At 62.6% G+C, this 12461-nt stretch carries 9 protein-coding genes; 1 reads left to right on the top strand and 8 read right to left on the bottom strand.

The features are described from left to right. Positions 1 to 87 precede the first annotated feature (87 nt). Complete coding sequence (locus NPS47_RS02535) at positions 88 to 1866, top strand: bifunctional diguanylate cyclase/phosphodiesterase (RefSeq protein ID WP_274293547.1); 1779 nt, start codon at positions 88 to 90, stop codon at positions 1864 to 1866. Here NPS47_RS02535 and NPS47_RS02530 read toward each other — a convergent pair. The 8 genes from NPS47_RS02530 to NPS47_RS02495 form a co-directional block, all read right to left on the bottom strand. After that, the gene (locus tag NPS47_RS02530) at positions 1842 to 2216 is read right to left on the bottom strand and encodes a hypothetical protein (RefSeq protein ID WP_133215943.1); all 375 of its coding nucleotides are present in this window, start codon (positions 2214 to 2216) and stop codon (positions 1842 to 1844) included. The genes NPS47_RS02535 and NPS47_RS02530 overlap by 25 nt on opposite strands. Beyond that, positions 2213 to 2551 (bottom strand): helix-turn-helix domain-containing protein, encoded by a 339-nt coding sequence (locus tag NPS47_RS02525; protein ID WP_274293546.1) that lies wholly within the window; start codon positions 2549 to 2551, stop codon positions 2213 to 2215. Before NPS47_RS02525 ends, NPS47_RS02530 begins: the two co-directional genes overlap by 4 nt. 98 nt (positions 2552 to 2649) lie before the next feature. Continuing rightward, positions 2650 to 3090: a YkvA family protein gene (locus tag NPS47_RS02520; protein WP_274293545.1), complete on the bottom strand. Its 441-nt coding sequence runs from the start codon at positions 3088 to 3090 to the stop codon at positions 2650 to 2652. A 283-nt stretch (positions 3091 to 3373) separates the two neighbouring features. Continuing rightward, positions 3374 to 4093 carry an FKBP-type peptidyl-prolyl cis-trans isomerase gene (locus NPS47_RS02515; protein ID WP_274293544.1) on the bottom strand — a complete coding sequence of 240 codons (720 nt, stop codon included), beginning with the start codon at positions 4091 to 4093 and terminating at the stop codon, positions 3374 to 3376. A 227-nt stretch (positions 4094 to 4320) separates the two neighbouring features. After that, a complete protein-coding gene (gene pcaQ / locus NPS47_RS02510; RefSeq protein WP_274293543.1) occupies positions 4321 to 5253 on the bottom strand; it encodes a pca operon transcription factor PcaQ in 933 nt (310 codons plus the stop codon). 104 nt (positions 5254 to 5357) lie between these two features. Continuing rightward, positions 5358 to 5723: a nitrite reductase small subunit NirD gene (nirD, locus tag NPS47_RS02505; protein ID WP_274293542.1), complete on the bottom strand. Its 366-nt coding sequence runs from the start codon at positions 5721 to 5723 to the stop codon at positions 5358 to 5360. Next, positions 5723 to 8281 carry a nitrite reductase large subunit NirB gene (gene nirB, locus NPS47_RS02500; RefSeq protein ID WP_274293541.1) on the bottom strand — a complete coding sequence of 853 codons (2559 nt, stop codon included), beginning with the start codon at positions 8279 to 8281 and terminating at the stop codon, positions 5723 to 5725. Before nirB ends, nirD begins: the two co-directional genes overlap by 1 nt. Before the next feature lie 273 nt (positions 8282 to 8554). Continuing rightward, entirely contained in the window at positions 8555 to 12346 is a 3792-nt protein-coding gene (locus tag NPS47_RS02495) for a bifunctional nitrate reductase/sulfite reductase flavoprotein subunit alpha (RefSeq protein ID WP_274293540.1), read from the bottom strand. Between the last annotated feature and the right edge of the window lie 115 nt (positions 12347 to 12461).

The following is a 12461-nucleotide window of genomic DNA, read 5'->3' as shown; positions in this document are numbered from 1 at the left end:
TGCGTCATGAAACAGTCACGATTCTGTCGTGAAATAAGGGACTGAGCGCCGCTGGCCTCAGTCCCTTTTTTTCAAGGTAGTGCCGCCATGACCGTGACCGAACAGCTCAGCGCATTGAGCACCATTCTTGCTCAAAGTGCGTTGCACAGCCTGTTCCAACCCATTGTCTGCCTGTCTGAGCGGCGCATCCTCGGTTACGAAGCGTTGAGCCGCGGTCCGTCCAACAGCCCCCTGCACTCGCCGATCAACCTGTTCGCCGTGGCCCGCCAGGCCGGGCGCCTGACCGAACTGGAAGTGGCCTGTCGCGAGAGCGCCTGCCGGCGCTTCAGCCAGCAGAACCTTGAGGGCAAGCTGTTTCTCAACGTCTCGCCCGAGTCGTTGCTCGAGCCGCAGTACCAGTCCGGGCGCACCCTGAAGATGCTCCATGACCTCGGCGTACCGCCCAGCCGGGTGGTTATCGAACTGACCGAGCAAACTCCCACCGATGATTTCCAGCTGCTGTTCAATGCCCTGCACCACTACCGCGACATGGGCTTCTCGATTGCCCTGGATGATCTGGGGGCCGGTTATTCGAGCCTGCGCTTGTGGTCGGAACTGCGCCCTGACTACGTCAAGATCGACCGCCATTTCATCGACGGTATTCACCTGGATGCGGTCAAGCGCGAGTTCGTCGGCTCCATCCTGCAAATCGCCCGCGCCTCGCGCGCCCAGGTGATCGCCGAAGGCATCGAGCTGGCCGAAGAGCTCAAGGTGCTGACCGAAATGGGCGTCGACCTGGTCCAGGGCTATCTGCTCGGCCGCCCTCAGGAGCAACCGTCGCGGGATATCCAGCAGATGCTCGGCAGCCCCAATCGGGATCTGCAGGTGCTCAGCGAGGACGGCGGCAACCTCGCCGCCCTGCTCAACGAACAGCCCACGGTGAATCAGGACACACCGACGGCGCAGGTGCTGGAGCTGTTCCGTCGTCAGGCCAACCTCAACTCCCTGGCGGTGCTCAACGAACGCCGCCAACCCTGCGGTATCGTTCACCGTCATTCGCTGTCCGATGCCCTGCTCAAGCCGTTTGCCACCGATCTGTTTGCCCGCAAACCGATCAGCCGGTTGATGAGTGATGACTTCCTCGCGGTGGAACTGACGCAGTCGTTGCAACAGGTCAGCCGCCTGCTCACCAGCCGCGCACGCCAGCGTATCGAAGAAGATTTCATCATTATCCACAACGGCCGTTACCTCGGCCTGGGCCGGGTGATCGATGTGCTCAAGCTGATTACCGAACAGAAGATCCAGCAGGCCCGCTACGCCAATCCCCTGACCTTGCTGCCCGGCAACGTGCCGATCCAGCAGTGCCTGACGCGCCTGCTGCAACAGCAGCGTGAGGCGGCGATCTGTTATGTGGATATCGACAGTTTCAAGCCGTTCAACGACATCTACGGCTATGCCCGCGGCGATGAGGTGTTGCTGTGCCTGGCCCAGTGCCTGAACGAGCGGGTCGACCCCAATCATGACTTCGTCGGGCATATCGGCGGCGACGACTTCATGCTGGTGCTGGGTTCGGCTGACTGGGAGCGCAGGTTGCAATTGCTGCTGGAAGACTTTCAGCGCCAGTGCCGGCGCTTCTACCGTCCCGAACATGTGCAGGCCGGTTGTTTCATTGCCCCTAACCGCCAAGGGCAACGCCAGGAGTTCGCCCTGCTGTCGCTATCGATTGGCGTGGTGCAGTTGCGCCCGCAAGCCTGCGCCAACCTCGATGCCGGGCAACTGGCGGAGCTGGCGTCACAGGCCAAGCATCAGGCCAAAGACCTGAGCGGATACAGCCTGTACCTGATCGACACGGCGCCGACGGTTCAGGCTTCCTCTTTTTCCGGGTAGCTGTATTCGAACACCCGCACCACTTCCGAGGCATGCCAGGAGGCGGCGGCCATACCGTCCGATGGCCCGGAAAAGCGCCCCAGGCGCTCCACGCACTCGAAGAAGCCGGTGCGCGGCAAACGGCTGGCGCCCTGGCTGATCACCAACGAACTGCGCAGCGGCTGTTCCGCACGGGCGTCCAGTGCCGCCAGATGCTCCAGGGCAGCGGTCAGGGTCTGCATGGCCGGGCTCGGCAACTGCAGGCGTTCGAGCAGGGCGCGGTAGGTCAACAGGTGGCGTTGGCGACGGGCCAGGTCAAGCTCGCCAAGCAGACCCTCCCAGTGCTGGCGGCTGATCCGTACGCTACTCACGACGGCTCGCTCCATCCTGCCACACCCAGCTCCCAGGCCAGGCTGCGGCGAATCGCGGCATCCGGCTGGCGTTCGCCACTCTCGATCAGGGCCAGGTACACCGGGCTGATGCCGACGCTGCGCGCCAGTTGTTCCGCTGCCAGTCCCTTGCCCTCACGCAAACGCGCCAACTCGCTGAAACTCGGCAAGCTGGCGCTGTGTGGAGGGGTGAGCTGTGTTTCTTCGACGGCTGCCGCTTCAAGCTGACCGGCGGCTTTCAGCAGTGCCTGGTACTGCTCCCAGGGTACAACCGCATACTCGGGTTGACCGTCCCGGCTGATGACCTGAATACCCATTACAACCCCCTTGTAGGATTACGATATGTAATCGGTAGGCATAATCCTTATGCCAATTATATTACCAGCCAGCAAGGGTGTGCAGGGTGCTGATGTAATTAGCCTTTCAGCTGCTCCAGGCGCAAGGCTTCGGGCGTGTCTGGCAAGCGTTCGAGCACCCGCAGTTTTTCCGGTGCCTGGCGCTGGCGCCAGGCGCTGAACGCGGCCAGTTCATCCGACACCGCTTTGAGCACCCAGGCCAGCACGGCGATGTCATCGAGCATGCCAACGCCCAGCAACCAGTCGGGAATGGCGTCCAGCGGGCTGACGAAGTACAGCAACCCGGCCACCACGGTCACCAGCGCCTTGGCACTGATCGAGCGGTACTCGCCACGCCACCAGGCCAGACACAGCGCCTGCAGCAAGCGCACGTCTTCGCGCAGCTTACCCAAGCGGGGTCCTTTGCGCGCCACGGCAAAAAGCAGCGCCGGCAGACGGCCGCGACTGAGCAAGCGCTCGGCCAGCGGCAGAAAACGGGCGAAGGTCCAGGGTGCTTTCATACAGCCTCCAGGGCATGACCGAGGGAAAGGTTATCCACAATTATTGTGGATAACCTTGTGAACAGAGCCACTTTTAGTGCTCAGGGCGCCCGCCCGGCAAGGGCCGGGCTTAAATCGGGCGTTTTTTACACACCTGTTTCAATGGCGCAAACGTTTTACCCATCCTGCACCTTTTCGGCGTCAGGTCCAGCTTTTCAGACCGTCTGCGGTCGATGGGGTTCGCATCGATTGCACAAACGACAACGCCCCGTCGAGACGGGGCGTTGGCTGTACCGCGAGCAGATTACTCGGCGGCGTCGGCTTCAGGCTTGGCCTGATCCTTGATACCCAGCAGTTCCAGTTCGAACACCAGGACCGAGTTGGCCGGGATCATCGGGCTCGGGCTCTGGGCGCCGTAAGCCAGGTCGGACGGGATGTACAGCTTGTACTTCTCGCCCACGTGCATCAGTTGCAGGCCTTCGACCCAACCCGGGATCACACCGCTGACCGGCAGGTCGATCGGGCTGCCACGCTCAACCGAGCTGTCGAAGACCTTGCCATCGATCAGCTTGCCTTCGTAGTGAACGGTGACCACGTCAGTCGGCTTTGGCTGAGCGCCGTCGGCCTTCTTGATCACTTCGTACTGCAGGCCGGAAGCGGTGGTGACGACACCGGCTTTCTTGCCGTTTTCTTCAAGGAACTTCTTGCCGGCGGCAGCCGACTCTTCGCTCATCTTGGCCAGACGCTCTTCAGCGCGCTTTTGCAGGGCAGCAAAGGCTTCGACCAGTTCTTCGTCCTTGATTTTCTGTTCTTTCTTGCCGACAGCATCTTCGATGCCTTGAGCAACCGCTTTCGAATCAAGGTCGTCCATGCCTTCCTGAGCCAGGCTCTTGCCCATGTTCAGGCCAATACCGTAGGAGGCTTTCTGTGCCGGAGTCTTGAGCTCGACGCTGGTCTGCGAATCGCAACCCGCCAGGACCAGACCAACCAGGGCAACCGCAGCCGCCAACCGATGCTGTTTCATGCTATTTCCTTGTTCATGCGCCAATAGGGCAATCGAGTAAAGCCGCGAGCTTATCAGGCGGCCACGACCAATGGCTACCGGCATGAGAGCAAGAAAAGCCGGATAAGTTCAGCCAAGTAAAAGCTTCTTCATACTAAGCTGCAGCCAGTGGCCAGTATTGACGGGACAACGCACTTGGGCAACTTCGCCACAGAGGTTTTGTAGCTGTTTGTAAGATTGCCGGGATTTCACGGGTAGCTGCCGTCGCGGTACTGCCCCGCCACTTCGCGCAGCACCTCGCACAGCCAGCGCGCCGGCAGGCTCATCGGCAAGGCGGCATTGCTACAGATGCCGACCGAGCCGCCCGGCTCCTGCACACCCAGGTCAAGTTCGCACAGTTCACCGCGCCCCAGGTCGATCCGCACCGCATCGCGCGGTGCCACCCAGACCGCGTCGCTGCTTTGCACATAGCGGCGGCTCAAGGCTGGCGAAAGGGTCTCCAGGCGCTGCAGCGGCTGCTCGATGGCGCACTGCACGAACAGGCTGTCGGCATGCTTGCGGATGGTCGTGCCGGCCAGCGGCAGCACCAGCGGATAGCGCCCGAGCTGACTGCGCTCGATGGGCTGGCGGGCGAGCAAGGGATGCCCGGGACGCACGACCAGCGACATCGATTCGCTGTACAGGTGCTCGAACAACAGGCCCTGGATTTGCGGGCTTTCGGTCATGCGCCCGATCACCAGATCCAGCTCGCCGACATGCAGTTGCGCCAGCAGGTGCGCACTCGGGCCGGTGGCAACACTGACCACCAGGGCCGCATGGCGTTGATGCAGGCGGCACAGTACCTCTGGCATCAGCAGGCTTTCGACCGTGGACAGCACACCGATGCGCACCTGTGGCGGGGCATGCTCTTCACCGCGCAAGGTGCTTACGCCTTCGCGCAAGGCCTGCACGCTGGGCCCGGCGTAGCGCATGAAACGCACCCCGGCCGGAGTCAGTTCGACGCCCTGTTTGCTGCGTTCGAACAGGCGCGTCTGCAGCAGCTCTTCAAGCTCCTTGAGGGTCTTGGAGATCGCTGGCTGACTGATCGCCATGGCATCGGCGGCCTTGGCAAAACTGCCCTGACGGGCAATTTCAAGAAAGCACAGCAGGTGGCGGAATTTGATGCGGGTGTCGAGGTTCATGCCGGGAGTTTATCGGGGCCTTGCAATCGCCGGCAATGCCGGCTCCCACAGGGTCTGCATCCCACTGAATGTTGTGGGAGCCGGCATTGCCGGCGATGAGGCCTTCAAACCAGCCCCAGTTCCACCTGATCCGCCCTGATCCGCACCGGCCACACCTGCAACGCCTGCTGTGAATCCTCCAGACAATGCCCATCGCTCAGACTGAAATTCTGCTTGTACAACGGCGCCGCCACCACCAGCTCGCCCTTCAGATGCCCGACCAAGCCTCGGCCAATGACATTGGCGCCGGATTTCGGGTCCCGGTTGTCGACGGCAAACACCGGCGTGTCCTGCTCCGGCAGGTAGAACAACGCCACCTGCCGGCCTTCGAACCACACCACCACGCCCGATTGCGCAACCAGATCCTGGCGGCTGCAGACCGCTTGCCAGTCTTGTATTTGCAGGTTTACAGCGACATTGGACAGGCTCATCACAGCACCTCTTCAGTGGTCGGAATCAAATGCAGTTCAGCTGCGGCGATCGGCCGACGCTGGCCACGCTCACGGACAAAATGCACGCCCGGGTCGGGACGCTGGTCGTTGACGAAGGTACGAAAGCGCTTGAGCTTCTCGGGGTCTTTGAGGGCATTGGCCCATTCGCACTCGTAGCGGTCGACCACCAGCTGCATCTGCGCCTCAAGCTCGGCGCCCAGGCCCAGGCTGTCGTCGATAATCACCTGCTTGAGGTAATCCAGCCCGCCCTCCAGGCTCTCGCGCCAGACCGAGGTGCGCTGCAATTTGTCGGCGGTACGGATGTAGAACATCAGCACCCGGTCGATGAGACGGATCAGCCCCGCATCATCAAGGTCGGTGGCGAACAGCTCGGCATGGCGTGGCCGCATGCCGCCGTTGCCGCAGATGTACAGGTTCCAGCCCTTCTCGGTGGCGATCACGCCGATGTCCTTGCTCTGCGCCTCGGCGCATTCGCGAGTACAGCCGGATACCGCGAACTTGAGCTTGTGCGGCGAACGCAGGCCCTTGTAGCGATCTTCTATGGTCAGGGCCATTTGCACGCTGTCCTGCACGCCATAGCGACACCAGGTGCTGCCGACGCAGGACTTCACCGTGCGCGTGGATTTGCCGTAGGCATGCCCGGTTTCGAAGCCGGCTTCGATCAGCTCGCCCCAGATCGCCGGCAACTCGTGCAGCTGCGCGCCGAACAGGTCGATGCGCTGGCCGCCGGTGATCTTGGTGTAGAGGTCGTATTTCTTCGCCACCTGGCCGATGACGATGAGCTTTTCCGGAGTGATCTCGCCAGCAGGAATCCGCGGCACCACCGAATAGGTTCCGTTCTTCTGCATGTTGGCCATGAAGGTGTCGTTGGTGTCCTGCAACGGTACCAGCGAAGGGTCCATGATCGGCTGGTTCCAGCACGAGGCGAGGATCGAGCCGACCGTGGGCTTGCAGATATCGCAACCGACGTGGCCGCGGCCATGCCTGGCGAGCATTTCCTCGAAGCTGAGGATGCCTTCGACCCGCACCAGGGCGTACAGCTCCTGGCGGGTATAGGCAAAGTGCTCGCACAGACTCTTGTCGACGCTGACGCCGCGGGCGATCAGTTCGTGTTCGAAGACCTGCTTGAGCAACGCCGCGCAACCACCGCAACCGGTGCACGCCTTGGTCTGCTGCTTGAGTTCACCGAGCTCGCCACAGCCGTTGTCGATGGCGCTGCAGATCGCGCCTTTGCTGACGTTGTGGCAGGAACAGATGGTGGCGCTGTCCGGCAAGGCGTCGGCACCCAAGGTCGGTGCACCGGCGCTTTGCGGCAGGATCAATGCTGCCGGATCGGCCGGCAGGGCGATGCCGTTCTGCACATATTGCAGCAAGGTGTCGTAGTAACTGTTGTCGCCCACCAGCACCGCACCGAGTACGCGCTTGCCAGTGGCATCGACCACCAGACGGCGATAGGCCGAGCCGGCTTCGTCAATAAAGCGGTAGCTGCGTGCGCCCGGGGTAGCGCCGTGGGCGTCACCTATCGAGCCGACATCAACGCCAAGCAACTTGAGCTTGGTCGACATGTCGGCGCCGGTAAAACTGGCGGTATTCTCACCGGCCAGCGCCGCCGCGACATTGCGCGCCATGTTGTAGCCCGGCGCAACCAGGCCGAACACACTACCGCTCCACGATGCGCACTCGCCGATGGCATAGATGTACGGATCGCTACTGCGACAGGCGCTGTCGATCACCACCCCGCCACGCGCTGCAACCTCAAGACCGCTGCTGCGACCCAGAGCATCCTGCGGACGAATCCCGGCGGAAAATACGATCAGGTCGGTTTCAAGAAACTCGCCGCCCTCGAAGTTCATCCGGTAGCGATAGTCTTCACCGGCCACCACCGACTGGGTCGCCCGCGACAGGTGCACACCCACACCGAGCGCCTCGATCTGCGCCCGCAAGGCCGCGCCGCCTTCAGCGTCCAGTTGCACCGGCATCAAGCGCGGGGCGAATTCCACCACGTGCGCTTCCAGGCCCAGTGACTTGAGAGCGTTGGCGGCTTCCAGCCCCAGCAAGCCACCACCGACCACCACGCCACGCCGGACACCGATGGCTGCAGCGCGGATGGCATCGAGATCATCGAGCGTGCGGTACACCAGACGCGAAGCGCCCTCGCAGCCCTCGATTGGCGGCACAAACGGATAAGAGCCGGTGGCCAGGATCAGTTGGTCATAGGCGTAACGCCCCGCCGAAGTCAGCACTTGCCGACGCTCGCGGTCAATCTCCAGCACCGTTTCGCCCAAGTGCAGATTCACCCCGTGCTCGGCATACAGCCCCGCAGCACCGAGGGCCAGGGTTTCAGCGCAGCTGCCGCTGAAGTACTCGGACAGGTGCACGCGGTCGTAGGCACGCTGGCGCTCCTCACCGAACACTCGCAGCTCATAACGGCTCAGGGCGCCGCGTTCGATCAGTTGCTCGACGCAGTGATGCCCGACCATGCCGTTGCCGACGATGATCAGTTTTTTCCGCTGGGCGATGGTCGTTGCTGCATTCATACCCGATCCTCACTCAAGGCCATTCACGCTGGCTGTACTGCCGGGGCGCGCCCGGAAAACAAAAAAAGGCGCCTGGAGCCGAAGCTCCAGGCGCCTTTGCCTGGTCGTTCTATGTAGTTCCGGGTGCGAATCGCCATTGACCCGCAGGAACGTTGTAACAGTGCAAAAGCAGGGACCATGCCAACTGCCAAAGCCTTTGAAACCAGGGCTTTTCGCTAGCGTAAACGGCAGTTGTCGACCCAGGCTGGTGCAAGCCTCCCCCTTATGGGGCACTCAATACACATCGCGCAGATAACGTTTGCTCCGGCTCAGTTCAGCAACGTAGGCATCAGCCTGTTCAGCGCTCATCGCGCCGTGCTCAGACACCACCTGCTTGAGCGCGGCATCGACGTCACGGGCCATGCGTCCGGCGTCACCGCATATATAGAAGTAGCCGCCCTCTTCCAGCCAGCGCCAGAGTTCAGCGCCGTGCTCAAGCATGCGTTGTTGCACATAGATCTTTTCCGGCTGGTCACGTGAAAACGCCGTATCCAGGCGGGTCAGATGCCCCTCGCGCTGCCAGGCCAGGAGCTCGTCGCGGTAATAGAAATCGCTGGTCGCTTGCTGCTCACCGAACAGCAACCAGTTACGCCCCTTGGCACCTTCGGCCTGACGCTCCTGCAGGAATGCCCGGAACGGCGCGACGCCGGTGCCGGGACCGACCATGATCACCGGCGCTGTGCCGTCCTTGGGCAGGCGAAAATGTGCGCTTGGCTGGGTGAAAATGGCCACTTTGCCCTGTGCCGCACGGTCGGCCAGGTAGGTTGAGCAGACGCCTTTGCGCTGGCCATAACGGACCGTGGAAACCGTCAGATGAACCTGATCGGGGTGGTACTTGGCGCTGGAACTGATCGAGTACAAGCGTGGCTGCAACGGTTTGAGCAGGCTCAGCCAGGTCTCCAGGTCGAGCGCCGGTTTGAAGGCATGCAACAGGTCAATCAGTTGCTTGCCCCACAACCATTCCTTGAGCGCCGCCTTGTTCTGCGGTTTTAGCAGGTCCTGCAGGTGCACGTTGCGACTGTGCAGGGCCATGGTTTCCAGCATGACCGGCGTGACCTTGGCGATCTCCAGATGCTCGCTCAAGGCAGTGGCCAGTGGCATGTCCGCCTGGCCCTTGAGGCTGACCAACTGACGCCCCTCCAGACCGGTCGCCGCGAGCAGCTCGTTCACCAGCGCCGGGCAGTTGCGCGGCCACACACCGAGGGCATCGCCGGCCTGATAGCTGAAGCCGCTGTCGGCCAGGTCGAAAACAATCTGCCGGGTTTCCTTGTTGGCGCCCGGACTGTTGAGCAAGCGGTTTTCCCGCACCCTGGCAGGCAGCGGCTGTTGTTTGCTGAAGCCCGTGGCCGCTGGCTTGGACACCGGTAAGGCCAGCGTCTGCTGCTCCCGCCCGAACCTGGCCAGCAGCGCCTGCAACCACTCCCCTGCCGGTGCGGCGAAATCACCCTCGCAATCGACTCGCTCCAGCAAACGCTGGCAACCCAACTCGGCCAGGCGCTGATCGAGCTTGCGACCGAAACCACAGAATTGCTCATAGCTGGAGTCGCCCAGCGCCAGCACGGCATAGGGCAGCCCGGCGCAACGTTGCGCATGCTCGCCCTGCAAGTCCTGCCAGAACGCCGCGCCGCTGTCCGGTGCGTCGCCATCGCCAAAGGTACTGGCGATCAGCAGCAGGCTGGCGGGGCTGTCCAGTTGCGCCAGCGCGACATCCTCCATGCAGCTCAATTGCACCGGCAGGCCAACCTCGCGCAGCTGTTCGGCGCACTGTTCGGCCAGGGCCTGGCCGTTGCCGGTTTGCGAGGCCCAGAGCAGCAGGTGCTGATCCTGCATCGAGGCGCGCGGTGGCTCGACTTGAACCGCGCTGATGCGTTCGCCTGCAACCCGACTCAAGGCTACCGCGCAGTATTTGAAGGCCGGTTGCAGCGACAGCGGATCGACGGCGTCGCTGGTGACTGCGTTGATGGCGAGGTTGTCGCCATAGACATCATTCCAGTGAAACGGCGCAAAGCAGTTGCCGGGCAATACTCGCATAGTGATGCGTGCGGGCAACAGCGCCTGGCCACGCCGCGAGCGCACTTGCACCTGGTCCTTGTCGGCAATGCCCAGACGTTCGGCATCCTCGGGGTGAATCTCGACGAAGGGGCCGGGATCGAGTCTGTTCAACGCCGCGACCTTTCCGGTCTTGGTCAAGGTGTGCCATTGGTGCTGGACCCGCCCGGTGTTGAGCACCAGGGCAAACTCCTCATCCGGCAGCTCGGCGCTCGGCAGGCAGGGCCGGGCAAAGAAGCGGGCCTTGCCACTCGGGGTGGCGAAGGCGATGGCCGGCGTATGGCCAGTGGTATCGCGATAGAGGCTCTGGCTGACCCCGTCATTGCGATAACGCAGCGGGCTGCGGCAGTCCTCACGCCCGGGTTCACACGGCCATTGCTGTGGCGCCTGGCGCAAACCGGCGTAGCTGATGCCGCGCACATCATAGCCGGTGGCCGGATTCCAGGCCTGGCGGATCTCGTCGAACACCGCCTCGGCACTGTCGTAGCTGAACGCTTCGGCGTAGCCCATGGCACAGGCGACACGGGCGATGATCTGCCAGTCGGGCAAACTATCACCCGGTGGCTCGACCGCCTTGCTCATCAAGGTCAGGTTGCGCTCGGCGTTGACCATCACCCCTTCGCCCTCGGCCCACAGTGCAGCGGGCAAAAGGATATCGGCATAGCGATTGGTTTCGGTGTCGAGAAAGGCATCCTGGGTGATCACCAGCTCTGCCCGCTGCAGGCCGTCGATCACCTGTTGCCGGTTGGCGACGCTGGCCACCGGATTGCTGCAGATGATCCAGCAGGCCTTGATCTGCCCGGCTGCCAGTTGCTCGAACAGGGCTACGCTGCCGTCACTGCTTGCGCTGCGCAGAGTGCCTGCGGGCAGCTGCCAGAGCTGCTCGACAACCGCACGGTCACTCTCGATCAGGGCCGAACGCTGGCCGGGCAGGCCCGGGCCCATATAGCCCATTTCGCGTCCGCCCATGGCGTTGGGCTGGCCAGTGAGGGAAAACGGCCCGCTGCCAGGCCGGCAAATCGCCCCGGTGGCCAGGTGCAGGTTGCACAGCGCGTTGGTCTGCCAGGTGCCATGGATGCTCTGGTTCAGGCCCATGGTCCAGCAGCTCATCCATTCCGGCGCCCGGCCGATCCAGTCGGCGGCCCGGCGGATATCGGCTTCGGCAAGCCCGGTGATGGCGGCGACCCGCGCGGGCGTGTAGTCCTCGAGAAAGTCCGGCAGGGTTTCCCAGCCTTCGGTATAGCGCTCGATGAAATCATAATCACAATGGCCGTTGTGCTTGAGCAGATAAAGCAGGCCGTTAAGCAGCGCCAGGTCAGTGCCCGGTTTGATCTGCAGGAACAGGTCGGCTTTGTCGGCAGTGGCACTGCGCCGTGGGTCGACGACGATCAGCCGGGCACCGGCCTTGAGCCGGTCGAGCAAGCGTAGAAAGAGGATCGGGTGACAGTCGGCCATGTTCGCGCCGATAACGAAGAACACCTCGGCACGATCAAAATCCTGATAGCTGCCCGGCGGTCCGTCGGCCCCCAGCGACTGCTTGTAGCCGCTGCTGGCGCTGGCCATGCACAGGCGCGAATTGGATTCGATGTGGCGGCTGCGGACGAAGCCTTTGGCCAGTTTGTTGATCAGGTACTGGGCTTCCAGCGACATCTGCCCGGAGACATAGAACGCCAGGGCATCGGGCCCATGCTCGTCAATGACTGCGCGCAAACGCCTGGCCGTCTGTTCAATGGCTGCATCAACAGGCGTCTGCACCGGATCACGTTGACGCTGGTCACGCAGGTAAGCCTGCTGCATGCGCCCCGCGTCGCTTAGCGGTTGATGGGCGGTCAGGCCTTTGGTGCACAAACGGCCAAAATTGCTCGGGTGGTGTTTGTCGCCGCTGACCTTGGTCACCCGGTTGCCTTCAACCGTCATGACGATGCCACACCCTACGCCACAATACGGGCAAACGCTGCGCACAGTACTGCTGCTCATCTGCCAACCTCCTGCTTGCGCAAACAAAAAGGCGCCCTGTCGCCCCGGCTTGTGAAAACAAGCGGGAGCAACACGGCGCCTTTGTCGTGAACGGGGCAATCTGCGTTGATTGCCG

It is taken from the genome of Pseudomonas putida, assembly GCF_028682475.1.
Taxonomy (GTDB): domain Bacteria; phylum Pseudomonadota; class Gammaproteobacteria; order Pseudomonadales; family Pseudomonadaceae; genus Aquipseudomonas; species Aquipseudomonas putida_AG.
The sequence above is the reverse complement of the archived record's forward strand: the minus strand, read 5'-3'. Positions and strand labels throughout refer to the sequence as shown.